At 70.5% G+C, this 24,820-nt stretch carries 22 protein-coding genes and 1 pseudogene; 16 read left to right on the top strand and 7 right to left on the bottom strand.

Annotated elements, in window-relative coordinates; translation table 11 throughout:
- Nucleotides 1–2 precede the first annotated feature (2 nt).
- Entirely contained in the window at nt 3–716 is a 714-nt protein-coding gene (locus ELX43_RS17055) for a lysophospholipid acyltransferase family protein (protein ID WP_241250007.1), read from the bottom strand.
- A 354-nt stretch (nt 717–1,070) separates the two neighbouring features.
- Here ELX43_RS17055 and ELX43_RS17050 point away from each other — a divergent pair, with 354 nt between their 5' ends.
- The gene (locus tag ELX43_RS17050; RefSeq protein ID WP_241249398.1) at nt 1,071–1,967 is read left to right on the top strand and encodes an alpha/beta hydrolase; all 897 of its coding nucleotides are present in this window, start codon (nt 1,071–1,073) and stop codon (nt 1,965–1,967) included.
- 393 nt (nt 1,968–2,360) lie between these two features.
- On the opposite strand, the pseudogene ELX43_RS17045 reads toward ELX43_RS17050, so the two are convergent.
- Nucleotides 2,361–3,761: pseudogene (locus tag ELX43_RS17045) on the bottom strand (wax ester/triacylglycerol synthase family O-acyltransferase); the annotation flags it as partial.
- 141 nt (nt 3,762–3,902) lie between these two features.
- Between ELX43_RS17045 and ELX43_RS17040 the strand changes: the two are divergent.
- Nucleotides 3,903–5,117, top strand: coding sequence for an alpha/beta hydrolase (locus tag ELX43_RS17040; RefSeq protein ID WP_241249396.1), 1,215 nt, complete (start codon nt 3,903–3,905; stop codon nt 5,115–5,117).
- Nucleotides 5,118–5,157: 40 nt separating this feature from the next.
- Here the strand turns inward: ELX43_RS17040 and ELX43_RS17035 are convergent, their stop codons facing one another.
- The gene (locus tag ELX43_RS17035) at nt 5,158–6,417 is read right to left on the bottom strand and encodes an NADH:flavin oxidoreductase (RefSeq protein ID WP_127784456.1); all 1,260 of its coding nucleotides are present in this window, start codon (nt 6,415–6,417) and stop codon (nt 5,158–5,160) included.
- On the bottom strand, nt 6,414–7,436 hold the full coding sequence (locus tag ELX43_RS17030; protein ID WP_127784455.1) for an NAD-dependent epimerase/dehydratase family protein: 1,023 nt from the start codon (nt 7,434–7,436) through the stop codon (nt 6,414–6,416). Before ELX43_RS17030 ends, ELX43_RS17035 begins: the two co-directional genes overlap by 4 nt.
- Nucleotides 7,437–7,545: 109 nt before the next feature.
- Between ELX43_RS17030 and ELX43_RS17025 the strand changes: the two genes are divergently transcribed.
- Complete coding sequence (locus ELX43_RS17025) at nt 7,546–8,103, top strand: helix-turn-helix domain-containing protein (protein WP_127784454.1); 558 nt, start codon at nt 7,546–7,548, stop codon at nt 8,101–8,103.
- On the opposite strand, the gene gdhA is transcribed toward ELX43_RS17025, so the two are convergent.
- Complete coding sequence (gdhA, locus tag ELX43_RS17020; RefSeq protein ID WP_127784453.1) at nt 8,100–9,446, bottom strand: NADP-specific glutamate dehydrogenase; 1,347 nt, start codon at nt 9,444–9,446, stop codon at nt 8,100–8,102. The genes ELX43_RS17025 and gdhA overlap by 4 nt on opposite strands.
- 147 nt (nt 9,447–9,593) lie before the next feature.
- Here gdhA and ELX43_RS17015 point away from each other — a divergent pair, with 147 nt between their 5' ends.
- The 11 genes from ELX43_RS17015 (at nt 9,594) to ELX43_RS16960 (ending at nt 21,541) form a co-directional block, all read left to right on the top strand.
- The gene (locus tag ELX43_RS17015; RefSeq protein WP_127784452.1) at nt 9,594–10,904 is read left to right on the top strand and encodes a phosphatase PAP2 family protein; all 1,311 of its coding nucleotides are present in this window, start codon (nt 9,594–9,596) and stop codon (nt 10,902–10,904) included.
- Between the two features lie 274 nt (nt 10,905–11,178).
- Nucleotides 11,179–11,949, top strand: coding sequence for an ABC transporter permease (locus ELX43_RS17010; protein ID WP_127784451.1), 771 nt, complete (start codon nt 11,179–11,181; stop codon nt 11,947–11,949).
- Nucleotides 11,950–11,953: 4 nt separating this feature from the next.
- Nucleotides 11,954–12,805 carry an ABC transporter permease gene (locus ELX43_RS17005; RefSeq protein ID WP_127784450.1) on the top strand — a complete coding sequence of 284 codons (852 nt, stop codon included), beginning with the start codon at nt 11,954–11,956 and terminating at the stop codon, nt 12,803–12,805.
- A 10-nt stretch (nt 12,806–12,815) separates the two neighbouring features.
- Nucleotides 12,816–13,985 (top strand): MCE family protein, encoded by a 1,170-nt coding sequence (locus ELX43_RS17000; RefSeq protein ID WP_127784449.1) that lies wholly within the window; start codon nt 12,816–12,818, stop codon nt 13,983–13,985.
- Nucleotides 13,982–15,004 (top strand): MCE family protein, encoded by a 1,023-nt coding sequence (locus ELX43_RS16995; protein ID WP_127784448.1) that lies wholly within the window; start codon nt 13,982–13,984, stop codon nt 15,002–15,004. Before ELX43_RS17000 ends, ELX43_RS16995 begins: the two co-directional genes overlap by 4 nt.
- Nucleotides 15,001–16,065: an MCE family protein gene (locus ELX43_RS16990; RefSeq protein WP_127784447.1), complete on the top strand. Its 1,065-nt coding sequence runs from the start codon at nt 15,001–15,003 to the stop codon at nt 16,063–16,065. The genes ELX43_RS16995 and ELX43_RS16990 overlap by 4 nt, the downstream gene beginning before the upstream one ends.
- Nucleotides 16,062–17,348 (top strand): MCE family protein, encoded by a 1,287-nt coding sequence (locus ELX43_RS16985; protein WP_127784446.1) that lies wholly within the window; start codon nt 16,062–16,064, stop codon nt 17,346–17,348. The genes ELX43_RS16990 and ELX43_RS16985 overlap by 4 nt, the downstream gene beginning before the upstream one ends.
- The gene (locus ELX43_RS16980) at nt 17,348–18,529 is read left to right on the top strand and encodes an MCE family protein (protein WP_127784445.1); all 1,182 of its coding nucleotides are present in this window, start codon (nt 17,348–17,350) and stop codon (nt 18,527–18,529) included. Before ELX43_RS16985 ends, ELX43_RS16980 begins: the two co-directional genes overlap by 1 nt.
- Nucleotides 18,526–19,956 carry an MlaD family protein gene (locus ELX43_RS16975; RefSeq protein ID WP_127784444.1) on the top strand — a complete coding sequence of 477 codons (1,431 nt, stop codon included), beginning with the start codon at nt 18,526–18,528 and terminating at the stop codon, nt 19,954–19,956. Before ELX43_RS16980 ends, ELX43_RS16975 begins: the two co-directional genes overlap by 4 nt.
- A 20-nt stretch (nt 19,957–19,976) precedes the next feature.
- On the top strand, nt 19,977–20,774 hold the full coding sequence (locus ELX43_RS16970; RefSeq protein WP_127784443.1) for a hypothetical protein: 798 nt from the start codon (nt 19,977–19,979) through the stop codon (nt 20,772–20,774).
- Nucleotides 20,775–20,779: 5 nt separating this feature from the next.
- Nucleotides 20,780–21,541 carry a hypothetical protein gene (locus ELX43_RS16960; protein WP_241249394.1) on the top strand — a complete coding sequence of 254 codons (762 nt, stop codon included), beginning with the start codon at nt 20,780–20,782 and terminating at the stop codon, nt 21,539–21,541.
- On the opposite strand, the gene ELX43_RS16955 is transcribed toward ELX43_RS16960, so the two are convergent.
- Nucleotides 21,538–22,374 (bottom strand): siderophore-interacting protein, encoded by an 837-nt coding sequence (locus tag ELX43_RS16955; RefSeq protein ID WP_241249392.1) that lies wholly within the window; start codon nt 22,372–22,374, stop codon nt 21,538–21,540. The genes ELX43_RS16960 and ELX43_RS16955 overlap by 4 nt on opposite strands.
- Before the next feature lie 96 nt (nt 22,375–22,470).
- Between ELX43_RS16955 and ELX43_RS16950 the strand changes: the two genes are divergently transcribed.
- Together ELX43_RS16950 and ELX43_RS16945 are read left to right on the top strand one after the other, a co-directional pair.
- Nucleotides 22,471–22,905 carry a MarR family transcriptional regulator gene (locus tag ELX43_RS16950; protein ID WP_241249389.1) on the top strand — a complete coding sequence of 145 codons (435 nt, stop codon included), beginning with the start codon at nt 22,471–22,473 and terminating at the stop codon, nt 22,903–22,905.
- Nucleotides 22,902–24,188, top strand: a complete 1,287-nt coding sequence (locus tag ELX43_RS16945) for an MFS transporter (RefSeq protein ID WP_127784441.1) — start codon at nt 22,902–22,904, stop codon at nt 24,186–24,188. The genes ELX43_RS16950 and ELX43_RS16945 overlap by 4 nt, the downstream gene beginning before the upstream one ends.
- On the opposite strand, the gene ELX43_RS16940 is transcribed toward ELX43_RS16945, so the two are convergent.
- Nucleotides 24,160–24,756: a TIGR03086 family protein gene (locus tag ELX43_RS16940; RefSeq protein ID WP_127784440.1), complete on the bottom strand. Its 597-nt coding sequence runs from the start codon at nt 24,754–24,756 to the stop codon at nt 24,160–24,162. The two genes, ELX43_RS16945 and ELX43_RS16940, sit on opposite strands and share 29 nt — an antisense overlap.
- Between the last annotated feature and the right edge of the window lie 64 nt (nt 24,757–24,820).

Here is a 24,820-nt window from a genome sequence, read left to right as displayed (position 1 = left end):
GATCATCCCAGCAGCGGGAACGAGCGGTGCCCGGCCTGCAGGGTCATCGACTCCTGCAGCGCGTCGACCACCTCCTGGTACTTGGCCTGCACGAAGTCCGGGTCCTCGGCCATCTCCGGGTCGTCCCCGACGTCCACCACGGGCAGGAACTCGGTGCGGATCTTGGCCGGCAGCGGCACCTGCGGGATCACGCCCGGGGCCAGCCCGAACGGGAAGCCCAGGGCGATGGGAAACGACTTGGCCCGGGCCACCTTGTCCAGGCGCAGCAGCCGGGCCAGGGTGCGGCCCTCGGTGAGCATGAACAAGGTGTCCGACCCGCCGACGCTGGCCACCGGCACGATGGGCACCCCCAGCCGGGTCGCGAGCTTCACGAAGCCCATCCGGTCGTCCAGGATGGCCTGGTCGCGCTGGGTCCATGGTCGCAGCGCGTCCACGTCACCGCCGGGCCACAGGATGACGTCGTGACCGGCCTCGAGCGCCTCGGTGATCGCTGACTTGCTGGCGGGGACGGTGCCGATCTTGCGGAGGAACTGGCCCCAGCCCGGCAGGGACATGAGCACGTCGTGCGCGGTCCCGTGCAGCGGACGGTCGGCACCAAATCGGCGATACCACTGAAATCCAGTCAAGTACGCCTCCACCGGCAGCAAACCGCTGGCGTGCACTCCGATCAGCAGGGCGGGCGATTTCGGAAGTCGTTCCCACCCTTTGATTTCCATCCGAAAGTACCAATCAAGCACCGGCTGTGAAGCCCAGACGAGAAATTGCTGAAAACGCTCGCCGGCACTGTCCAGGGAGTACTCGTTTGCCCGACGATCGATCAATCCCCGAAGTCCCCCAGCGGATTTCTCGTCCGACATACCTCTCCTCCCGTGGTTGTGACACGGATCGTGGTGCCTGCCAGACTCTATGGGGTGGGTCCGCAGTTCGCTCGCCGACTTCGGTGGGCGGCTTTGCGCCTGGGTGGATTTGTGCTGGATAACGGCATGGGTGCAAAACCGCATCGGGTCCGACGGAAATGGCGCGTCGTGCCCTACCCTCCGATGGTGGAGATGCGTTCAGCACTCCGACGGATGAAGGAGCCCAAAGACGTGCTCAGTGACCTGCCGTTGAGTGGTGTGCGCCGCCTCGTTCCGCTGCCCGAGCTGGTGGGTCGGCACGTCGGGCAGGTGGTCGACCTCCCCGGCCGCGGCCAGACCTACGTCACCGACATCGGCCGCCGTGAGGGGCCCACCCTGGTGATGCTGCATGCGCTCGCCTGCACCGCGATGCTCACCTGGTACCCGGTGCTGGAGGAGCTGAGCAAGCGCTACCGGGTGGTGCTGCTCGACCAGCGCTGGCACGGCCAGGGCATCCGGGCCGCGGGGTCCTCGCTGGACGACGCGGCGAGCGACGTGGTGGCGGTGGCCGACGCGCTCGGCATCGACCAGTTCGTCCCGGTGGGGTACTCGATGGGTTCGCTGGTGGCCCAGCTGACCTGGCGCCGGCACCCCTCGCGGGTGGCGGGCCTGGTGCTGTGCGCCACCAGCAGCTCCTTCAAGCGCAACAGCCGGGACCGCCTTGCCATGCGGTTGACCGAGATGGCGGTGTCCACCACGCGTCGTCGCGCCGAGCACCTGGCCACGCTGGCCCCGCACCCGTACCTGCCTGCGGAGGAGACCTACCGGTGGGTGCTGGGCGAGTTCCGCTCCACCAGCCCGCTGGCGCTGGGACAGTCGGTGTCGGCGATCAGCCGGTTCAACTCCTCGGAGTGGATCGGTGACGTCGACGTCCCCACGTCGGTGGTGATCACCGGGCGTGACCGCATCATCCCGCCGGGGCGCCAGCGCTGGATCGCCAACCAGATCTACGGCTCCACCAGCTACGAGATCCCGGCGGGGCACGCCTCCTGCGTGTTGAACGCGGAGAAGTTCAAGCCAGCGCTACTGGCTGCCTGTGCCTCCGTCGCCGGTCGGTTGGCTCCCGCCTGACGCTGCGGAGCTGGTCGAGCCGGTAGCCGTGCTGGGACCGGTGGCCTTGGCCGCCGTCTTGCGCGGTGCGGTCTTGCGTGGTGCGGTCTTGCGTGGTGCCGCCGCCTTCTTCGTGGCGGTGGACTTGGCGGCGGTCGTCGCAGCTGCGGTCTTGCTGGCACTGGTCTTCGTGGCGGGGGCCTTGGTCGCTGTCGACTTGGCTGCTGCCGTCCTGGGTGCTGTCGTCTTGGTCGCTGTCGCCTTGCTTGCAGCCGCCTTGGTGGCGCCAGCTTTGGAGGCGGTCTTGGTGGCAGCGCTGGTGGCCTTCTTCGCCGGCGCCTTGCGCATCGCCTTCTTGGTCGAGACTGCCTTCTTGGTCGGGGCTGCCTTGGGAGCGGTGGGGGCCTCCTTGCCGGTGCGCTTGCGCGCCGCGGCCACCAGCAGCTCGATCTGGCGCGGGACCTCGTCGGCGATCGCCCACGGGTTGGGCACCTGCTCGAGGCACGCGATGATGCCCACGTCCAGCTTTCCGTTGTTGGACAGCACCGTGACGTTGAGCCCCGCTCCGTGGAACACCGGGCCCAGCGGGTACAGCCCCAGCACCTCAGCGCCCAGGAAGTACATCGGGATGGGTGGCCCGGGCACGTTGGAGATCACCAGGTTGTAGACCACGGGGTGCCGCTCGGCCAGGCGCAGGCTGGAGTACGCCCGCACGGCCAGCCCGAACGTGGTGGGTGCCGCAAACTCCGCCCAGTCCTGCAGCATGGCGGCACTGATCGTCTGGTGGTGCTCCTTGGTGACCGCGTTGTCCGTGGCGATCGTCTCCAGCCGCTTGACCGGGTCGGCGATGTCGGTGGGCAACGACGAGAACAGGCCGGAGACCTTGTTGCGACTGCTCGCGCTGGCGGCGTTCTCGTCCTCGCGCACCGAGACCGGCACCATCGCCAGCAGCGGGCTCTCGGGCAGCTCGCCCCGAGACTCCAGGTAGCTGCGCAGGGCGCCGGCGCACACGGCCAGCACCACGTCGTTCACCGTGGTGCCGAAGGCGCGCTTGATCTCCTTGACGTCGTCGAGGTTGGCAGCGGTGAAGGCCACGCTGCGGTGGCCGGTGATGGTGCCGTTGAACGAGGTGCGGGGCGCGGAGAACGGCGGCGGCATGGAGTCTCCGCGCTGGTGGCGGACTATCCAGTCGCCGGCCAGTGCCACCGTCTCCGGCAGCAGCTTCACGATGTCCAGGGGGCGCAGCGCCAGGTGGGTGATCCCGTCGATCGCCAGGCGCAGGGCACTGGGCTTGCGGGCCGGACGATAGCTGGGGTCGGGCTCCGGGCGCGGGGCGTCCGGCTCGATGCCGCAGAGCGCGCCCAGCAGGTTGGCCCCGCTCACGCCGTCCACGCTGGCGTGGTGCATCTTGGTCATCACGGCGATCTTGCCGTCGGCCAGCCCCTCGATCACCCAGAACTCCCAGAGGGGGCGCTGGCGGTCCATCGGTATCCCGGCGATGTGCGCGCAGGCCTCGGCCAGCTGCTCACGCCCGCCCGGGGCCGGGATCGCGGTGCGGTGCAGGTGCCGGTCGATGTCGAAGTCGGCGTCGTCGATCCACACCGGGTGGTCGACATTCAGCGGCGAATCGTAAAGCTTTCGCCGAAACGCCGGAATTGCGCGGGTGCGCAGAAAGATCTCATGCTTTAGCTTGTCAAACGAATATCCGTCGGGAACGGTCTCCGGGTCAAGCTCCAGCAGCCCGCACACGTGCAAGAGCTGGGTCGGGGTCTCGAGGTAGAGAAAGCTGGCGTCAAGGCCGCTGAGGCGTTCCATTCCCGGGATGGTAGCCGCAAGATAGAACCAGTTCTAGGTAAAAGATAGGATTGCGCAATGGGTCTCGGACATGTGGGTAGGCAGGCGCTCCAGCTGGCGGCGATCGGAAATGCCGTACGGCCGTACGACAAGTCCTGGTCGGTGATTCCTGCCTTCTTCTCCGGGTGGCTCACCACCGAGCTGGCGCCGCACCTGCTGGCGCTCAACGCGGCCGGTGCAGCGCTGCACGTCCGCAGGCACGGCACCCGCGGGTGGGACGACCGGCTGGCGCTGGCGCTGCAGGCGGTGTCCGCCGCGGGCTACGTCAAGCTGATCCGTGACTCCCAGCTGGCCATGGGCGAGATCGAGGACGCGCTGCGGGAGGCGCTCGGCGACGACTACGCCTCCGGCCTGGAGCGGGAGCCGGACGCCGACGACCTGGCCACCCCCTGGGGCCAGCTGGCGATGCCCTTCCGGATGGCCAACGACGAGGTGGTCCGCGAGTCCAACATCGCCTACGCCGAGGGCGGGAAGCGCTACCGGCTGGACGTCTACCACGGCCGGGAGCCCCAGCAGGGCCGGCCGGTGCTGCTGCAGGTGCACGGCGGCGGCTGGGTGATCGGCCACAAGGCGCAGCAGGGCGTGCCGCTGATGCAGCACATGGCCGAGCGAGGCTGGATCTGCGTGGCACCCAACTACCCGCTCAGCCCCAGGGCGAAGTGGCCCGAGCACGTGGTGGCCCTCAAGCGGGCCATCGCCTGGGTGCGGGAGAACATCGCCGACTACGGCGGAGATCCCTCCTTCCTCGCCGTCACCGGCGGGTCGGCCGGCGGGCACCTGGCCGCGCTCTTGGCGCTGACCTCCGACGACAAGAGCTGGCAGCCCGGCTTCGAGGACGCCGACACCTCGGTGCAGGCCTGCGTGCCGCACTACGGCGTCTACGACTTCGCCGGCCAGACCAACACGGCCGCCGCGGTGCAGCGGCGCGAGGAGGTGCTGGGCCGGGTGGTGATGCCCGCGCGCTACGAGGTGGACCCGCAGTCCTACCTGCAAGCCTCACCCCTGGAGCGGATCACCGAGGACGCACCGCCCTTCCTGGTCATCCACGGGCGGCTGGACTCGCTGGTGCCGGTGGCCGAGGCGCGGGAGTTCGTCCAGCGGCTGCGGGAGATCTCCCACCACCCGGTGGCCTACGCCGAGATCAGCGGGGCACAGCACGCCTTCGACATCTTCCCGTCCATCCGCAGCGCCCACGTGGTGCGCGGCGCCGAGCGCTTCCTGAGCTGGACCTACCGGCAGGCCACGGCGCAGCAGCCGCCCACGCCGACCGACCCGGACGAGAGCGCACCGACGGAGGTCGCCGCGCCGCAGGGCTAGCCCCGAGCAAGCCTGCGGCAGGGCCGCGGGTGCCGGGTTGCTAGTGCAGCGCCGGCTCGGGAGCGTCGGCCAGCACGCACCGGGTGCCGGTGTAGATGGTGGGCATGCACTTGTTGCAGTGCACGCACAGGCCGGTGGTGCGGCCCTTGGACTGGTACTGGTTGATCAGGTCCGGCTCGCGCAGCAGGGCCCGGGCCATCGCCACGAACTGGAAGCCCTCGTCCAGGCCGAGCTGGATGGTGTCCAGCTCGTTGATGCCGCCGAGCAGGATCAGCGGCATGTCCAGCGCCGCCCGGAACTGGCGGGCGAAGGGCAGGAAGAACGCCTCCTCGAAGGGATACTCCGGGAACAGCATCTTCTTGCCGAACGCGCGCAGGCCCCACCCGACCACCGTCGCCTGGGTGGCGGCGAGCTCGCGCAGCGGCACCTCGCCGCGGAAGAAGTACATGCCGTTGAGCAGCGAGCTGCCACCGGTGAGCTGCATCGCGTCGAGGTGCCCGTCGTCCTGCAGCAGCCGGGCGAACTGCAGGCTCTCCTCCAGCCACAGCCCCTGGGGGACGCCGTCGGCCATGTTCAGCTTGGCGGTGACGGCGACGCCGGAGCCCACCACCTCGCGCACGGCGGCAACCACCTCTCGCGGGAAGCGCGAGCGGTTCTCGATGCTGCCGCCCAGGTGGTCCTTGCGGCGGTTGAGGTTGGGACTGAGGAAGGAGCTGAGCAGGTAGTTGTGCCCGAGGTGGATCTCGATGGCGTCGAATCCGGTGTCCACCGCGACCTGCGCGGCTCGGCGGAAGTCGCCCAGCACCCGCTCGAGCTGGGCCGGGGTGGCCGCCTTGACCAGGCCCATGCCCGGCGCGCTGAGGCGGGTGGACGGCCCCATGCTGGGCATCCGGTTGGACCGCTGGTCAGCGACGTAGCCGGCGTGGCCCAGCTGGGCGGCGACCAGCGCGCCCTCGGCGTGCACCGCGTCCGTGAGCCGGCGCAGCTCCGCGTCCTGCTTGCCGTCCATCACCAGGGTGTTGCGGTGCACCCGCCCGTCCGCGGAGACCGCGCAGTAGGCCACGGTGGTGAGCGCTGCCCCACCACGGGCGACGCGGGCGTGGAAGTCGATGAGGTCCTGGGTGATCGTGCCGCGCGGCATGACGCCCTCGAAGGTCGCGGCCTTGATGATGCGGTTGCGCAGGGTCAGCGGTCCCAGCCTGGCCTGCTCGAAGGGCACGGCACCGGTGGGCGCTCCCACGCCGGGCGTGCCCAGCGAGGCGCGGGTGGTGCTGGGCGTGCCGGGCTCGGGCGTGGTCATTGCTGGCCCCTCTCGGTGGGGTTGGCGAGGGCGCCTGCCGGTGCGGTCTGGCACATGGTGTCCATCAGGGCCTGCCGGATCGGGCGCCAGGTCAGGCCGAGCTCGGAGCGGGTGCGGGAGTCGTCCATGGGGGTGGCCGCGGTGAGCAGCCAGGCCGCCTCGTAGCTGATGCCTGCCGACATCGGCAGGAACCGTCCGACGAGGTCGCTGATCCGGCCCAGCGTCCGGATGGCGCCCTGGCTCATCGGGATGCGCCGGATCTTGCGTCCGGAGAACTCCTCCAGCAGGTCCACCATGGTCCCGAAGGGAACCATCTCGCCGCCGCAGACGTAGCGGCGCGGCCCGCGGCCTGGCTCCATCAGCGCCGTGTGGACGGCGGCCACGTCGCGCACGTCGATCATGGCCATGCCGCCGTCGAAGACGGGTGCCATGCCCAGCTGCAGCATGGCGGCCCAGCCCATCGCGGTGATGCCTCGCTGGGTGCCCGCGGCCGGGCCCACCACCGAGGAGGGGTAGGTGATGACCACGGGAGCGCCGCCGGCCTGCAGCCCACGGGCGATGCGGTCGGCGGCGGACTTGGTGCGCCCGTAGGCGCTGCGCCCGTCAGCGGTCTCGCTGTCCGGGCCGATCACCGGGTCCTTGCAGGGGAACAGCGCGCTGTAGCTGGCCACGTGCACGATCGGGTCGAGCCCCAGGCCGACCGCGCGGGTGAGCAGGGTGGCCGTCGCCTGGGTGTTGACCTGCCACATCAGCTTCTCGCGGCTGTCGTCCACCCCGACGATGCCCGCGGCGTGCAGCACCGCGTCGCAACCGATGAGCAGCTCGGTGATGACGTCACCGTCGCGGACGTCCCCGACCACGGTCTCCAGCGCGGTGACGTCCACGCCGAGCGCACCCAGGGAGTCCTGCGGCGAGTCGTCGGGATGGATCAGCAGGCGCACCTGGTGGCCGGCGTCGAGCAGCGCCTTGGTGGTGTGGGCACCCAGGTACCCGGTGCCGCCGGTGACCGCGATCTTCATCCGTGTCCTCTGCTCGGAGTGCGCCCCCCGCGGGCCAGCCACATCCTTGTTACGGTACCACTGGCCCCGAAAAAGGGGAATGGTTCTTCACCAGCTGTCGGGAGCTTTCATGAGTTCACCAGCCGCAGGACGTCCGCGCGACCCGCGCATCGACACCGCCGCGCTCGCCGCCACCCGGGAGCTCCTGCTGGAGGTGGGCTGGGAGGAGATGAGCATGCGCTCCATCGCCGCCCGCGCCGGGGTGGGCCGCTCGGCGCTGACCCGGCGGTGGCCGTCCAAGGCGCACCTGGTGCTGGACGCGCTGCTCGGCGAGGCGCCGGACCTCACCCCGTTCGCGGGCACCGACCGGCGCGGCTGGGTGCAGTGGGTCGTCGACGGCGCCAGCGAGCTGTTCTCCCGCCCGGAGGTGCGTGCCGCCGTGCCCGGGCTGCTGGCGGCGCTGCGCGACCGCGAGGACCTGCGCACCGAGCTGTGGCAGGGCTTCTCCGTCCCGGCCACCGCGATGTTCGCCGGTGCCGACGACGAGGGGCAGGCCCTGCGGAGCGCCCGTGCCGCCCTGGTGCTCGCCGGCGGGGCCGCCCTCCTGCTCAGCCTGGTGGCCACGGAGGACGACACCCCGCAGGTGCACGAGGAGATCGTTCGGCTGCTGGCGCCGATCGCCGACTAAACCAGCCCCTGGGCGTGCATCGCCTTGGCGACCCGCAGGAACCCGGCGGCGTTGGCGCCGAGCACCAGGTTGCCGGGCTCGCCGTACTCCTCGGCCGTCTCGAAGCAGTCGGCGTGGATGCGCTGCATGATCTCGGCCAGCCGCTGCTCGGTGTACGCGAAACTCCAGCTGTCCCGCGAGGCGTTCTGCTGCATCTCCAGCGCCGAGGTGGCCACCCCGCCGGCGTTGGCCGCCTTGGCGGGGCCGAAGGCCACACCGGCGTCCTGCAGCACCGCGAGGGCGTCCGGGGTGGTCGGCATGTTGGCGCCCTCGGCCACGGCCACGCACCCGTTGCGCACCAGGCGGACCGCGGCGTCCTCGTCCAGCTCGTTCTCGGTCGCCGAGGGCAGCGCCACCGTGCAGGGGACGTCCCACACCGACCCGTCCTTGACGAAGCTGGCGCCGGGCGTGCGGTCGGCGTAGTCGCTGATGCGGCCGCGCTCGACCTCCTTGATCTGCTTGAGCAGGTCGAGGTCGATGCCGTCCTCGTGCACCACGTAGCCACCGGAGTCGGAGCAGGCGATGACCTTGCCGCCCATCTGGTTGACCTTCTCGATGGCGTAGGTCGCCACGTTGCCCGAGCCGGACACCACCACGGTCTGGCCCTCCAGCGAGCTGCCGCGCGCGGTGAGCATCTCGGAGACGAAGAAGGCCAGGCCGTAGCCGGTGGCCTCGGTGCGCACGCGCGCCCCGCCCCAGCCCAGGCCCTTGCCGGTGAGCACGCCCGACTCGTGCCGGTTGGTGATGCGCTTGTACTGGCCGAACATGAAGCCGATCTCGCGCGCGCCCACGCCGATGTCGCCGGCGGGGACGTCGGTGTACTCACCGATGTGGCGGTAGAGCTCGGTCATGAAGGACTGGCAGAACCGCATGATCTCGCTGTCGGAGCGGCCCTTGGGGTCGAAGTCCGACCCGCCCTTGCCGCCGCCGATCGGCATGCCCGTCAGCGCGTTCTTGAACACCTGCTCGAAGCCCAGGAACTTCACGATGCCCAGGTACAGCGAGGGGTGGAAGCGCAGGCCGCCCTTGTAGGGGCCCAGCGCAGAGTTGAACTCCACCCGGAAGCCGCGGTTGATCTGCGGGTTGCCGGCGTCGTCCTGCCACGGCACCCGGAAGATGATCTGGCGCTCGGGCTCGCAGATGCGCTCGATCATGTTGAAGGTCGTGTACTCCGGGTGGCGCTCGAGCACCGGTGCCAGGGAGTCGACCACCTCGCGAACCGCCTGGTGGAACTCGCTCTCACCGGGATTTCGGCGCAGCACTCCCTCGTAGATGTGCTCGATCGTCGCTCGGATGTCCGACATGACGCCTGGGTCCTCTCCTCGGTGTCTGCGCGGCAGCGGGGGTGTGCACCGCGCACGGCGGAGCCGCGATGACCTGTCCGGGTCCGCGCGCTCCCCCTACAGGCTGGCACGAAGCCGGGAGCGGTCTTCGTCCACTACCGTCTTGCTGTGCTTCTCGCGGACCCCACCACCACCACCCGGGCGTGGCTGCGATCGCACCTGCGGGTGCTGCTGGGAGTGCTCGCCGGTCTGGTGCTGCTCGGTCTGGTGGAGGCACTCTGCGCGAGCCAGCAGCTCACCGGCCCGACCCTGGCGCTGCTCAGCGTGTACGTCACCGAGCAGCCCTCCGCGCCGGGCATCTACTGCGGCCTGCTCATCGCGCTGGTGCTCGCGCCCCGGCGGCTGTGGTGGCCCACGCTCGGCGCTGCGCTCGCGGTGGATGCGGTGCTGTCGCTGGCTCGGCTGGTGGTCAACGGCGAGGTTCGCTCGGTGGGCGCCGGCGCGCTGGTCGCCCTCACCGGCCTCGCGGTGCACGCCACGACTCGACTGCACGGCGCCGAGCGGCTCGCCGCCCTGCGGGGGCTGGGCTGTGGCGCGGCCCTGGTGGCGGCCACCGCGCTGGGCAACGTCTGGCTGGAGCTGACGGCGGCGCTGCGCCCGGAGGTGCTGGACGAGTACCTGGCGGTCGCCGACCACGCGCTGCTCTCCCCGGCGTGGCTGGTGGGCCGGCTCTTCGACCACCTGGGCGTGGTGGGCCACTACTTCTTCCTCACCGTGTACTCGATGCTGCCGCTGATGGCGGTGTTCGCCGCCGGGGTGCAGCTGTGGCGGGGCTGGCAGCGGCACAACATCATGCTGACCTTCGTGGCGGTGGGGCTGCTGGGACCGGCGCTCTACCTGTTGTTCCCGGTGGTGGGGCCGATGTTCGCCTTCGGTGCCGACGGTGGGGAGTTCGCCTACTCCACGCAGTGGCCTGACGTGGTACCCGTGGTCGCGGCACCCGAGCCCCTGCTGTTCAACGACTTCACCCCCCGCAACTGCATGCCCAGCCTGCACACCGCGTGGGCGGTGGTGATCTTCGTGCACACCCGGCCGATGGGGCGGGCGATGCGCGCGGTGGGCACGTTCTGGCTGGTCGGCACCCTGGCCGCCACCCTGGGCTTCGGCTACCACTACGGCGTGGACCTGGTGGTGGGCGCGGTCTTCGCCCTCACCATCGAGGCCGCCCTGCGCTCCCGCGTGCACGGCTGGTCGGCGGGACGGGTGTGGCTGGTGGCCGGTGGCAGCGCGGTGGTGGCCCTGCTGCTGCTCAGCTTTCGGTACGCCGCGTCGCTCTACGCCGACCGGCCGGCCGTGCTCGGAGTGCTGGTGCTGGCCGCGCTGGGGCTGGTCTGCGTCGGCTACGGCCGGCTGCACGGACGCCAGATCGCGACGCCCCGCACGGGCCAGGCAGCAGGGGGCACGGCCCCGTCCAGCTGAGCTGGGACACCGCACCGGCTCTGGGTGCTCCGACCGGGGCAGATTTGCTGTTTGCGCGATCTTTCGATACGCGCCGCGGAGTGTCTACTGTGATCCCGCGCACCTATTTGGCGCTGCCGACGTTGAGTACTCGGGGTCGGTGGCCAGGTCCGTTACCAGGATTTGACACCGCAGAGCTGTAACGTGTTCTAGTTAGTATGGTTCTTGTCACACTCAGAACCCGGCGGGCGTCACGTCTGCCGGTCGGCGAGGCGGAGAGGGGGCGGGCGCGACGATGGCGGTTCCTGCGCTGATCGACACGCCGTTGCGCAACCTCGGCAGCTTCTTCGCGATGACCCTGGACGTGCTCCGGTTCTCGTGGCGCCGTCCCTACCAGTGGGGCGAGTTCGTCGACCAGTGCTGGTTCATCGCGCGGGTCTCCATGCTGCCCACCGTCCTGGTGGCGCTGCCGTTCACCGTGCTGGTCAGCTTCACCCTGAACATCCTGCTCAAGGAGATCGGCGCGGCCGACCTCAGCGGTGCCGGCGCCGCGCTCGGCGCGGTCACCCAGGTCGGCCCGATCGTCACCGTGCTCATCGTGGCCGGTGCCGGTGCCACCGCCATCTGCGCCGACCTGGGCGCCCGCACCATCCGCGAGGAGATCGACGCGATGGAGGTGCTGGGCATCGACCCCATCCGTCGCCTGGTGGTCCCGCGGGTGCTGGCCTCGACCTTCGTGGCGCTGCTGCTCAACGGGCTGGTGGTGTCCATCGGCCTGCTCGGCGGCTTCTTCTTCTCGGTCTTCCTGCAGGACGTCAACCCCGGGGCCTTCGTCTCCGGGCTCACCCTGCTCACCCACCTGCCCGAGGTCGTGATCTCCGAGGTCAAGGCGGGTCTGTTCGGCCTGATCGCCGGGCTCGTGGCCTGCTACCGCGGGCTGTCGGTCAAGGGCGGTCCCAAGAGCGTCGGTGACGCGGTCAACGAGACGGTGGTCTACTCCTTCATGGGTCTGTTCGTCATCAACGTGATCGTCACCGCGGTCGGCATCAAGGCAACGGCGGGCTGAGTCGATGGCTATCGCGATGACCGGCAAGTTCCCCCGCACGCGGCGCGTGGGCCAGCGCTTCTCCGGGTCCACGGACAGCTTCGGCGAGCAGGCTGTCTTCTACTGGACCGCGCTGCGCTGGTCCTGGCGGGCGGTCACCCACTACAAGAAGGAGACCCTGCGGCTGATCGCCGAGATCAGCATGGGCTCGGGAGCGCTCGCCGTGATCGGCGGCACCGTGGTCATCGTGGGGTTCCTGACGCTGGCCTCGGGCGCGACCATCGCGGTGCAGGGCTACAGCTCGCTGGGCAACATCGGCGTGGAGGCGCTCACCGGGTTCTTCGCCGCGTTCATCAACGTGCGCATCGCCTCGCCGGTCATCGCCGGAATCGGCCTGGCCGCCACCATCGGCGCCGGCTCCACCGCCCAGCTCGGCGCCATGCGGATCAGCGAGGAGATCGACGCCCTGGAGGTGATGGGCATCCCCTCCATGCCCTACCTGGTCACCACCCGAGTGGTGGCCGGGCTCATCGCCATCATCCCGCTGTACTCGCTGGCCGTGATCATGTCCTTCCTGGCCAGCCGGTTCGCCACGGTGGTGATCTACGGGCAGTCAGGCGGGGTCTACGACCACTACTTCACGACGTTCCTGATACCTACCGACATCTTGTGGTCGTTCCTGCAGGCCATCTTGATGGCCGTGGTCATCATGCTGATCCACACGTACTACGGCTACACCGCCAGCGGTGGTCCCGCCGGCGTGGGTGAGGCCGTCGGCAACGCGGTGCGCGCCTCGCTCATCGCCGTGGTGGTGGTGACCCTGCTCGTCTCCCTCGCCATCTACGGCGGCACCGGCAACTTCAACCTGTCGGGATGAGGGGCTAGCCATGGTGCGACACCACTACAAGCTCGCGGCGCTGGCACTGGTCGTCGCGCTGCTGGCCATCGTCGTCGTGGCGCTGGGGATGTTTCGGGGCAGCTTCACCAGCACGGTGCCGGTCACCATCTCCACCGCCCGCACCGGCCTGGTGATGGATCCCGGCGCCAAGGTGAAGGTGCGTGGCGTCGAGGTGGGCCGGGTGTCGGAGGTGCGCGTCAGCGGTGACGACGCCGAGATCACCCTCGCGCTGCAGCCGGACATGCTGCGGCTCATCCCCGCCAACTCCGGGGTGGACATCAAGTCCACCACGGTCTTCGGTGCCAAGTTCGTCAACTTCCTGCCACCCGAGCAGCCCTCCGCCACGCCCATCGCCGCGGGTGCCCGGATCGCCTCGCAGAACGTGACGGTGGAGTTCAACACCGTCTTCCAGAACCTCAACCGGCTCCTGGAGGCCACCCAGCCGCAGAAGCTCAACGCCACCCTGGGCGCGATCGCCGAGGCTCTGCGCGGCCGGGGCACCCAGCTCGGCGAGACGCTGGACCAGGCCAACAACGTCCTCACCCAGCTCAACCCCAGCATCCCGGCCCTGCAGAACGACCTGCAGAAGGGGGCCATCGTGGCCGACGTCTACGCCGACTCGGCCAACGGGCTGCTGCGCACGCTGGAGAACCTCACCACCACCAGCAACACCGTGGTGGACCAGCAGGGCAACCTCGACCAGCTGCTGCTGGGGCTCACCGGGCTGGGCACGGTGGGCACCCAGGTGCTCAACACCAACCAGGCAGGGCTGGCCGACGTGGTCAGCCTGCTGCGCCCGACCACCGCGCTGCTCTACGAGTACTCCCCGGAGTTCACCTGCTTCTTCAAGGGTCTGAACACCGCCCGCGGGCTCGGTGAGGAGATCGCCGGCGGCATCAACCCCTGGATCGGCGTGGACACCTCGTTCATCGCCGGCGGCGACATCTACCAGTACCCGCAGAGCCTGCCCGTGATCGGCGCCTCCGGCGGCCCGCGGTGCAACGGCCTGCCGAACCTGACCCTGGACCAGCTGCCGGGGAAGTACCTGGTCACCAACACCGGCAGCAACCCCAACAAGCCGGGCACCAACGTCCAGACCCCGCGGGTGCCCGACATCATCGACTACCTGCAGGGCGAGCAAGCCGGAGGAGGCTCATGACCTCGGCCCGTTCCACCCTGGTCAAGCTGGGTGTCTTCACCACCGTGATGGTGCTGATCCTGGCCGGGCTGGTGGTCATCTTCGGCCAGATCCGGTTCACGCCGACCACCTCCTACCAGGCGTTGTTCACCAACGCCTCCGGCATCAAGACCGGCGAGCGGGTGCGCATCGCGGGCGTGCCGGTGGGCACCGTCAACGGGGTGAAGGTCACCGCGGACAACACGGCGCAGGTGGACTTCGAGGTGGACACCAAGTACCGCCTCGCCGCCAGCACCAAGGCAGTGGTCCGCTACGAGAACCTCACCGGCGACCGGTACCTGGAGCTGCTGGAGGGCTCGGGCAACCCGCTGCCGCTGGAGGACGGTGACTCGATCCCCGCCTCCCAGACCACGCCCGCCCTCGACCTCGACGAGCTGCTCAACGGGTTCAAGCCGCTGTTCCGCGCCCTCGACCCGGCCCAGGTCAACCAGCTGTCCTCGGAGATCATCATGGTGCTGCAGGGCCAGGGCGGCACCGTGCAGTCGGTGCTGGCCCGCACCGGCTCGCTGACCAACACCCTCGCCAACCGGGACCAGCTCATCGGTCAGGTGGTCACCAACCTCAACACCGTGCTCGACACCGTCGCCACCCGCAGCACCCAGTTCGACACCACGGTCACCCAGCTCCAGCAGCTGGTCAGCGGGCTCTCCGGGGACCGGGCGGTGATCGGTGACGCCCTGAACAGCGTCAACACCGGGACGAACCAGCTGACCTCGCTGCTGCTGGACGGCCGCGAGCCGCTGCAGGGCGCGATCAACCAGGGCAACCGGCTGGCCACCGTGCTGGACGAGGGCAAGGGCGAGATCGACAGCGTGGTGTCGCGGCTGCCCGAGACCTACGCGGCCCTGGTGCGCACCGGCGTCTACGGCAGCTTCTTCCAGTTCTACCTGTGCCAGATCGTGCTGAAGCTGACCGGCCCGGACGGCAAGCCCACCACGGTCACGCTGAACGACCAGAAGACGGGCAGGTGCGCGGCGTGAGGCGCTTTCGCGAGATGAACCCGGTGCCGATCGGGGCGGTCGGCATCGTGGTGACCGCGGGGCTGGTGATGACGGCGCTGAACTACGACAAGCTGCCGATCTTCGCCAGCGGCACGGAGTACCAGGCCCTGTTCCCCGAGGCTGCCGGCATCAACCCGGGCGACGACGTCCGCGTGGCCGGCGTGAACGTCGGCAAGGTCGAGAGCGTCAAGCTGAGCGGGCCGCAGGTGCTGGTGACCTTCACCGTCGGCGACAGCATCACCCTGGGGCAGGACACCGGCGTGGACATCGAGACCAGCACCATCCTGGGCCGCAAGGCGCTGGGGGTCCGGCCCGCCGGGCCGGGGGAGCTGCCGACCGACACTCCCATCCCCCAGGGCCGCAACACCTCCCCGTACTCCCTGACCGGTGCGCTGGGCGACCTCACCGACACGGTGGACGCCCTGGACACCAACCAGCTGAGCGAGTCGATGAAGACGCTGGCGGCCACCCTGCAGAACACCCCACCAGACCTGCGGAACGCGCTCACCGGGCTGACCAACCTCTCCGCCAGCATCAGCTCGCGCGACGCCCTGCTGCAGGACCTGCTCCGCAACGCGGAGAGCGTGACCACGGTGCTCTCCCAGCGCAGCACCCAGCTGAACACCCTGGTGCTGGACGGGAACACCCTGCTGGGTGAGCTGGACAACCGCAGGCGGGTGATCGGCGAGCTGTTCACCAACGTGCAGGCCGTCGCCAACCAGCTGCGTGGGCTGGTGGCTGACAACGAGGCCCAGCTCGGCCCCACCCTCACCCGGCTGAACTCGGTGCTGGACGTGCTGCAGAAGAACCGGGACAACCTCAACGCTGGCCTCGAGGGGCTGTCGAAGTACCAGATCACCCTGGGTGAGGCCGTCTCCAGCGGGCCGTTCTTCAACGCCTACGTGCAGAACCTGATCCCCGGCGACAACGTCAAGCCCCTGGTGGACGCTGCGCTGCAGCCCTACCTCAACCAGGCGCAGGCCGGCCAGCCACCGGCACCGGCTGCCCCTGCTGCCCCCGCACCGGGAGGTGGCCGATGAGCACCAGGTCGATGGTGGTCCGCGGCGCGATCATCGCGCTGGTCGTCGCGGTGCTCGCCGCCGCCACCTACGTGCTGCTGCCGGGCACCAAGCAGCACACCGTCGTCGCCTACTTCACCTCCACCACGAGCATCTACGAGGGCGACGACGTCCGCGTGCTCGGCGTGAAGGTGGGCACCATCGACTCCATCGAGCCGGAGGGCGACCGCGCCAAGGTGACGATGTCGGTGGATGCCGACCAGCCGGTGCCGGCGGACGCCAAGGCCCTCATCGTCGCCCAGAGCCTGGTCTCCTCCCGCTTCGTCCAGCTGGCCCCGGTCTACGACGGTGGGCCGGTGATGGCCGACAACGCGGTGCTCAACGAGGACCGCACCGCAGTGCCGGTGGAGTGGGACGAGATCAAGGACCAGCTGGGAACCCTGGCCACCGCGCTGGGCCCCAACGAGTCCAGCACCACCGGGGCGCTCGGGGAGACCGTGAACTCCGCCGCCGCCGCGCTGGACGGCAACGGGCAGTCGCTGCGGCAGACGCTGAACCAGCTCTCGCTGGCCATGAAGACGCTCTCCGACGGCCGGGACGACCTCTTCTCGATCGTGCGCAACCTGCAGGTCTTCGTCAGTGCGCTGGCGGCCAGCGACCGGCAGATCGTGGAGTTCGGCGGCCGCCTGGCCAGCGTCTCGGACGTGCTGGCCAAGAACACCACCGCACTGGGTGGGGCGCTGGCCGACCTGAACATCGCGGTCGGCGACGTGGAGCGCTTCGTGCGGAGCAACCGGACCGGGCTGTCCGAGGCGGTGAGCAGCCTCGCCGACGTCACCCAGGTGCTGGCCGACAAGCGCCCGGAGGTGGAGCGGATCCTGCACTCCGGACCCAACTCGCTGGCCAACTTCTTCAACATCTACCAGCCCGGGCACAACTCCCTGGTCGGCAACCTGGCCATCTCCAACTTCCAGAACCCGGTGAACTTCATCTGCGGTGGCATCGCTGGGCTCGCCACCGCCGCCGCGGACCAGAGCGCGAAGCTGTGCGTGCAGTACCTCGCGCCGTACCTGAACACGCTGAACTTCAACTACCCGGCGCTGGGCCTCAACCCGGTCAACGGCTACCGGGCCGAGCCGACCGACCTCCAGCTCAGCGAGCCCGGGCTGGACGTCGCCACCGGCACGCTGCCCGCGGCCGACAAGCCCGGCGCCCCCGGCTACACCGGGGTCAAGTGGCCGACCGTCGCCGAGCCCAAGGTCCCCGGCCTGACGGGTCTGCTGATGCCGGAGGGAGGACGTTGATGAGCAGGTCACGACGTGCGGCCGGGATCGGCGCGGCGGTGCTGGTCTCGTCGGTGGTGCTCGGCGGGTGTGAGTTCAAGGGACTGAACTCGCTGCCGCTGCCGGGCACGGAGGGCTCCGGGGGCGGAGCGTGGACGGTGCAGGTGGAGATGCCCAACGTCACCACCATCGACCAGAACTCCCCGGTGCGGGTGGACGACGTCATCGTCGGCAAGGTCAGCGGCATCGAGCTGGTCGGCTGGCACGCCAAGGTCACGCTGTCGCTGAACGAGGACGTCCAGCTGCCCGCCAACGCCACCGCGATGATCGGCCAGACGTCGCTGCTGGGTTCCAACCACGTCGAGCTGAACCCGCCGGTCTCCGAGGCGCCGGTCGGCCAGCTGCAGCCCGGGGCCACCATCCCGCTCAGCCAGGCCGGTGCCTACCCGACGACGGAGCAGACGCTGTCGTCGCTGTCGGTGGTGCTCAACGGCGGCGGGCTGTCGCAGATCCAGGAGATCGCCTCCGAGCTGAACAACGCGCTCAAGGGCCGCGAGGACTCGGTGCGCAGCCTGTTCACCCAGCTGAACACCCTGCTGACCGGGCTGGACACCCAGAAGCAGGACATCATCCGGGCGATGGAGGGCCTCAACCGGCTCGCCGGCCAGGTGGCCCAGCAGAACCAGGTGCTCGGCGGGGCGCTGGACTCCATCCCGCCGGCGCTGGCCGTGCTCAACCAGCAGCGCGCCGACCTCACCACCACGCTCGCGTCCCTGGGCAACCTCGGGTACGCCGCCACCCGGGTGGTCACCAGCTCCAAGGACGACCTCATCGCCAACCTGCAGTACCTCTCACCCAGCCTCGCCGCGCTCGCCGACGCGGGCAAGGACCTCCCGGAGAGCCTCAGCGTGCTCGGCACGTTCCCGTTCCCGATGAACTCCTTCAAGAACGCCTTCCACGGCGACTACGCCAACCTGGGCATCACCATCGACCTGACGCTGGCCCGCACCGACAGCGCCCTGCTCAAGGGAACGCCGTTCTACGGGGTGCTCACCCAGCTGCAGAACGTGCTCCAGCAGAACGCCGGGCAGGGCACCACCGCGGCCGACCCGCTGCAGGCGCCGCTGAACACCCCGCCGCAGCAGCAACCACCCAGCCAGGCGCTGCCCGGCCAGCCAGCAGGAACGGGGACCGGCCAGTGATCCTCTCCCGCTTCGTCCGCATGCAGCTCGCCATCTTCGCGGTGCTCACCGTCGTCGGCGTGACGGTGATGGGGCTGTACTACATCCAGCTGCCCGCGCTGGTCGGTGTCGGCCGGCACACCGTGACGGTGCAGCTGCCCGCCGCCGGTGGTCTCTACCCGTTCGCGAACGTCACCTACCGCGGCAACACCATCGGCAAGGTCTCGGCCGTGCGGCTCACCGACACCGGGGTGGAGGCGGAGCTGTCCGTCGACTCCGGCGCCGAGGTGCCCAGCGACCTCGACGTGGCCGTGAAGAGCGTCTCGGCCATCGGTGAGCAGTACGTGGACCTGATGCCGCGCACCGCCAGCGGGCCGTTCCTGCAGGACGGCGACGTGGTGCCCCTCGGCCGGGCCACCGTGCCCTCGGAGGTGGGGCCGCTGCTCGACCAGGCCAACGCGCTGGTGGCGAGCATCCCGCCCGGCAACTTCCGCAAGGTGGTGGACGAGTCCTTCAACGCCTTCAGCGGCTCCGGCCCCGACCTGCAGCGCCTGCTGGACAGCACCCGGCTGTTCCTGCAGGAGGCGCAGAACAACATCGGGCCCACCCGGACGCTGCTCGAGGAGCTCGGCCCGCTGCTGGACACCCAGGTGGTCACCAGTGACGCCATCCGGGCGTGGACCAGCAACCTGGCCACGTTCACCGACCAGGTCCGCAGCAGCGACTCCGACGTGCGTGCGCTGCTGGTGAAGGGCCAGCCCTTCTCCCGCGAGGCGACCGCGCTGTTCCAGGACCTGCAGCCCACGCTGCCGATCCTGCTGGCCAACCTGACCAGCGTCGGGCAGGTGGCGGTCACCTACAACGCTGCGCTGGAACAGGTGCTGGTGATCTACCCACCGCTGGCCGCCGCGCTGGTGTCGGTGGTGCTCCCCTCGGCCGGCACCGGCCGAGCCAACCTGGACTTCGTCTACGCCCTCAACACGCCACCGCCGTGCACCACCGGCTACCTGCCCGCCTCGGAGCGGCGGCTGGCCACCGAGGTGGACGTGCCCTTCACCCCGGACGGGTTGTACTGCAAGATCCCGCAGGACGCGGCCAACGGGGTGGCTGTGCGCGGCGTGCGCAACCTGCCCTGCGCCGAGGTGCCCGGCAAGCGGGCGCCGACGCCCGAGCTGTGCCGCGACCCGGAGGGTTACGTCCCCGTCGGAACCAACCCCGGCGTGACGACGCCGTCGCAGCCGGTGACGGCCCAGTCGGCAGCGGCGCCGGAGGTGCAGCCCACGCCTCAATCCGTCACGGCCACGGCACCTTACGACCCCGTTACCGGCAAGTATGTTGGATCGGACGGCAAGACCTACGCCCAGGCCGACCTCGCCATGGGCAGCACCTACCGACCCGGCATGACCTGGCAGCAGCTGTTGACAGCACCGACGGGATCAGAGCAGTAGTGACACGAAGTGAGCTGGTAGTGCAGCAACGTTCACGCAGGAGAGCCACCAGGGCCCAGGGCCCGGCGGCCGGTGAAGTCGGCTCCACCGCCCCGCAGCAGACCGAGACGGCGGAGGAGCCGCAGTCCACGGCCGCACCGACTGCATCTCCGGCGCCGACCGCAGCACCAGCACCGGCACCGGCTCCCGTCGAGGAGACCGCGAAGATCGAGCGTCCGTCGCTGGTCAAGGCGAGCACCGCCACCACCGCTGACTCCACCCCGGCTGCCTCCACCCCGGCTGACTCGGCCACGGCTGCCCCGGCCGGCGCAGGGCCCGACCTGCCCCCGTCGCGACCCCGGGTGCGCACCCTGGTGGGGGCGGGCGGTGCGCTGCTGCTGGTGCTCGCGCTGGCCGCGGCCACGGTGCTGCTGTTGCGTGCCACCACCTCCGCCGAGGACGACGCCCGGCGCGAGGCGTTCGTGCAGACCGCGCGGCAGGGCGTGCTCAACCTGACGAACATCCGGCACCAGACCGCGGCCGAGGACGTGCAGAACCTGCTTGACGGGTCCAGCGGGACCTTCGCCGAGGAGTTCGGCGCCGGCAAGGACTCCTACATCCAGGTGGTGCAGCAGGCGCAAGTCGACTCCGCCGGCACCATCGAGGCCTCCGCCCTGGAGCGGCTCGACGACAACACCGGGGTGGTGCTGGTCGCCTCCAGCGCCAAGGTCTCCAACTCCTCGTCCCCGCAGCCGGAGGACCGCAGCTACCGACTACGAGTGACCGTGGTCGACGATGGAGGCCGCATGACGGTCTCGAAGGTGGACTTCGTACCGTGAAGCTGATGCGCAGGGGCCGCGACGAGCAGCTGCCCAACACCGAGGACGGGGAGCCGGCCGAGACGTCGGAGACCGCGTCTGCCGGGACCGAGACGGCCAAGACCGAGACGGCCAAGATCGAGTCGGCCGAGGCTGCCAAGACCGGGTCGGCTGAGGCCGAGACCGAGACGGCCGCGACCGCCGGAGCCAAGACTGGGTCCGCGACGGCGAAGCCGGCCGCCACGAGGGGGGCCACCACCGCCTCGCCGCTGGCCGACGGCGTGCAGCGCCGGGCGCTGCTCGGCGCCGGTGCCCTGGTGGTCGTGGCCCTGGCGGTGGTGGTCGGAGTGCTCCTGACCCAGCGCACCACCGGCTGGCCGCTGCACCCGCAGCTGAAGACCACGGCGCTGGAGCAGGCGCGCACGGAGGCCGTGCAGGCTGCCTCGGACAGCGCCGTCGCGCTGCTGTCCTACGACCACACCACCGTGGACGACGAGCTGCGCAACGCCGCGGAGCGCACCACGGGCTCGTTCCGCGACGACTACACCAAGGTCACCACCGCCACGGTCGTTCCGGCGGCCAAGCAGAAGGCCGTGACCACCCGCGCCACCGTGGTGGGAGCGGCAGCCTCCACCGCGAGCCCGGACAAGGTGGACGCGCTGGTCTACCTCAACCAGTCCACCACCACCCAGGACGCGCCGGACCCGTCGATGTCGGGCAGCCGGCTGGTGCTGACCATGGAGAAGGTCGACGGCCGCTGGCTGGTCGCGGCCATGACCCCGGTCTAGCGCCCCTGGTCGTCCAGCTCCGCCAAGCGGTTCCACTCCTTCTTCTCCGCCCGCCACACCTCGTCGGTGCGGCCGCGCTTCCAGTAGCCCGACGCCGACAGCGCCGCCACCGGGATGCCCACCTCGGTGCGCAGGTAGCGCCGCACCGAGCGGACGGCGGCTGCCTCGCCGTGCACGAAGGCCTGTGCACCGGGGGACACGGTGAGCTCGCGCACGGCCGCCAGCAGCAGGTCGGGATCGGTGCTGTCACCACGGTGCAACCACCGCACCCGCATGTCGGCCGCGCTGGGCAGCTCCTGCTCGTCCGCGGGGCCGTCCACCTCCACCACCACCTGCGCGCGGGCACCTGCCGGCAGCTGCTCCAGCGCCACGGCGATGGCGGGCAGCGCGGTGGCGTCGCCCACCAGCAGGTGCTCCTCGGCGTCCGGGTCGATCGTGTAGCCACCACCGGGGCCCATCAGCGAGATCTGGTCGCCCGGCTGGGCGTGCAGCGCCCACGCACCGGCCAGCCCGGTGTCGCCGTGCACCACGAAGTCCAGGGTCAGCGTCGTGGCCGCGGGGTCGTAGGCGCGCACCGTGAACGTCCGGGTGCACGGCCACTGGTCCTTGGGCAGCTGCTCGCGCACCTGCTCCACGTCGAAGGGCATGCCATAGCTGGCGCCGGCGGGCGGGAACAGCAGCTTCACGTAGTGGTCGGTGCAGCTGCCCACCGGGAAGTCGCGCAAGCCCGGGCCGGTCAGCACCACGCGCACCATGTGCGGGCTCAGCCGCGTGCTGGAGAGCACCTCGGTGGCGATGGGCGCGCGCTTGGGCTTGGTGGCTGGCTGCGTCACCGCGGCCTCCTCAGGTTGGGTGGTCGGGCACGAGGGGAGAGGCATATGCTTGTTGGCAAGTAAGTGTAAGGGGAACCTGAGGTGAGCATGACACCGGTGAACACGGAGGACGTGGCGCGGCTGCGCTCGGCGCTGGGGCGCACCTCCCGGTGGCTGGACCGCAGCTCCCGGGGTGGTGACCTCAGCCGCTCGCAGATGTCCATCCTCGGCACGGTGGTCCGCCGGGGTCCGCTGGGCATCGGCGAGCTCGCCGACATCGAGGGGGTCAACCCCACGATGCTCTCCCGGGTGGTGGCCAAGCTGGACGAGCAGGGGCTGGTGGAGCGCCGGGTGCACCCGCAGGACCGCCGCGCGGCCACCGTGGAGGTGACCGAGCCCGGCCGCGAGGTGTTCCTGCGCATCCGGGCCGAGGGGACCCGGTTGCTGGCCGCGAGCCTGGAGGCGCTTCCCGAGGACCAGCGCGAGACGCTGCTCTCCTCGGCGGCAGCGCTGGAGACCCTCCTGGGCGTGGTCGAGGGCGGGCCCCGATGACCGGGGCCGCTCGCTCGCTCGGCCGGGAGACCTTCTCCTCGCTGGCCAACCCCAACTACCGCAGGTACTTCTTCGGCCAGGCCGTCTCGCTCATCGGCACCTGGATGCAGGTCGTCGCCCAGTCGTGGCTCGTGCTGGAGCTCACCGGCTCGGGCACTGCCCTGGGCACGGTGGTGGCGCTGCAGACGCTGCCCATCCTGCTGCTGGGGCCCTACGGCGGCGTCATCGCCGACCGGGTGGACAAGCGGCGGCTGATGATCGGCCTGCAGTCGATGATGGGCGTGCTCGCTCTGGTCCTGGGCCTGCTCATCTACACCGACACGGTGCAGCTGTGGCAGGTGTACGTCCTGGCCGCCCTGCTCGGGCTGAACAACACCTTCGAGAACCCGGCGCGCCAGGCGTTCGTGCTGGAGATGGTGGGCCCGGAGCACCTGCGCAACGCCATCAGCCTGAACTCGGTGCTGGTGAACTCCGCCCGGGCGATCGGGCCCGCGGCCGCCGGCCTCATCATCGCCACCGGCGGACTGGCGGTCTGCTACTTCATCAACGCCGTCAGCTTCATCGCGGTGGTGCTCTCGCTGCTCGCCCTGGACGTGTCCCGGCTGCAGCCGTCCCCGCCGGCGACCCGGGGCAAGGGTCAGCTGCGCGAGGGCTTCGCCTACGTGCGGCGCACCCCGACGCTGGCCATCCCGCTGCTGATGATGGCCCTGGTGGGCTGCCTGGCCTACGAGTTCCAGGTGGTGCTGCCCATCCTGGCCGACACCACGTTCCACGGCGGACCGGAGGCCTACGGGTTCATGACCGGTGCGATGGGGCTGGGTGCGGTGGTGGGCGGCCTGTACGTGGCCGCCCGCGGGCGCACCGGGCTGGGCACGCTGGTGACCAGCACCGTGGTGTTTGGGCTGACCATCCTGCTGACGGCGCTGGCCCCCAACCTGGTGACGGCGCTGCTGTGCCTGGGCCTGGTCGGCGCCGCCAGCGTGGCGGTGATGTCGAAGGGCAACTCCACGCTGCAGCTGGAAGCCGCCCCGCACATGCGCGGGCGGGTGATGGCGCTGTGGACCGTGGCGTTCCTGGGCTCCACCCCCATCGGCGGGCCCATCGCCGGCTGGGTGAGCGAGGAGCTGGGCGGGCGGGCCGGGCTGCTGCTCGGCGCCACTGCCTGCCTGGTGGCGGCCGGGCTGGGTGCGATGGCGGTGCACCGCCTGGGGGAGGTCACCGTGCGCGAGCGGGTGGACGCCGTGCGAGCCGGCCTCAGCCGCCGGCTGGTTCGCGTCCGGTGATGCCCAGCAGCCGGTCGTGCAGCGGCGCACCGGCCGGCACCGGCACCTCGGGCCCCAGCACGCCGGCGGCGCGCCACTGCGCGACGCGGGGGCTGAGCGCCTCCCACAGCGCCCGCACCAGGCTGGGCGACAGGACGCTGTCCACGTCGATGACCCTGGCGACGTCGTGCGCCCGGATGCCCCGGAAGTAGCTGGTCTGCCAGAAGTACTCGCGCGCGGAGACGTCGCCGAAGCTGCAGTGCACCACCCGGTCGTAGTCGTCGACCGCACACGCCGCCGCGCAGGCCCGCTCCACCAGGGCCGCAAAGGCGCGCTGGGGGGAGTCGCCGAGCAGGTCCCCGTCGTAGCGACCCGGGCCGACGTCCTTCATGGTGCGCCCGGCCAGCATGTCCGGCACCCAGGCGTCGTCGTAGGCGTGGTACCCGATCACCTGCCACAGGCTCAGCGGCGCGGCCGGCCGCGTGGTGAGCGCCGGCGGGAACGAGAGCGTCCAGTGCTCCTCCCGCAGCTGCTGCACCACGTCGTTGAGGGCGTTGTCGGCGAGCACGAACACGTCGGCGGCATCCATGGCCTGCCTCCCTTCGGTGACGTCGCCGCTCCCGGGCGACGGCGTCGGTGGGCCTCCCTCACCG

This window comes from Rhodococcus sp. X156, from assembly GCF_004006015.1.
GTDB lineage: Bacteria > Actinomycetota > Actinomycetes > Mycobacteriales > Mycobacteriaceae > X156.
The sequence above is the reverse complement of the archived record's forward strand: the minus strand, read 5'-3'. Positions and strand labels throughout refer to the sequence as shown.

Bases quoted from the DNA above. Each gene is read 5' to 3' on its own strand.
- ELX43_RS17005 (WP_127784450.1), top strand. From the start codon at position 11,954: ATGGCTATCGCGATGACCGGCAAGTTCCCCCGCACGCGGCGCGTGGGC.
- ELX43_RS17030 (WP_127784455.1), bottom strand. From the start codon at position 7,436: ATGAAGATCGCGGTCACCGGCGGCACCGGGTACCTGGGTGCCCACACC.
- ELX43_RS17050 (WP_241249398.1), top strand. From the start codon at position 1,071: ATGAAGGAGCCCAAAGACGTGCTCAGTGACCTGCCGTTGAGTGGTGTG.
- ELX43_RS16940 (WP_127784440.1), bottom strand. From the start codon at position 24,756: ATGGATGCCGCCGACGTGTTCGTGCTCGCCGACAACGCCCTCAACGAC.
- ELX43_RS16995 (WP_127784448.1), top strand. From the start codon at position 13,982: ATGACCTCGGCCCGTTCCACCCTGGTCAAGCTGGGTGTCTTCACCACC.
- ELX43_RS17035 (WP_127784456.1), bottom strand. From the start codon at position 6,417: ATGACCACGCCCGAGCCCGGCACGCCCAGCACCACCCGCGCCTCGCTG.
- ELX43_RS16960 (WP_241249394.1), top strand. From the start codon at position 20,780: ATGCGCAGGGGCCGCGACGAGCAGCTGCCCAACACCGAGGACGGGGAG.
- ELX43_RS16985 (WP_127784446.1), top strand. From the start codon at position 16,062: ATGAGCACCAGGTCGATGGTGGTCCGCGGCGCGATCATCGCGCTGGTC.
- gdhA (WP_127784453.1), bottom strand. From the start codon at position 9,446: ATGTCGGACATCCGAGCGACGATCGAGCACATCTACGAGGGAGTGCTG.
- ELX43_RS17000 (WP_127784449.1), top strand. From the start codon at position 12,816: ATGGTGCGACACCACTACAAGCTCGCGGCGCTGGCACTGGTCGTCGCG.
- ELX43_RS16945 (WP_127784441.1), top strand. From the start codon at position 22,902: ATGACCGGGGCCGCTCGCTCGCTCGGCCGGGAGACCTTCTCCTCGCTG.
- ELX43_RS17010 (WP_127784451.1), top strand. From the start codon at position 11,179: ATGGCGGTTCCTGCGCTGATCGACACGCCGTTGCGCAACCTCGGCAGC.
- ELX43_RS17025 (WP_127784454.1), top strand. From the start codon at position 7,546: ATGAGTTCACCAGCCGCAGGACGTCCGCGCGACCCGCGCATCGACACC.
- ELX43_RS16980 (WP_127784445.1), top strand. From the start codon at position 17,348: ATGAGCAGGTCACGACGTGCGGCCGGGATCGGCGCGGCGGTGCTGGTC.
- ELX43_RS17055 (WP_241250007.1), bottom strand. From the start codon at position 716: ATGGAAATCAAAGGGTGGGAACGACTTCCGAAATCGCCCGCCCTGCTG.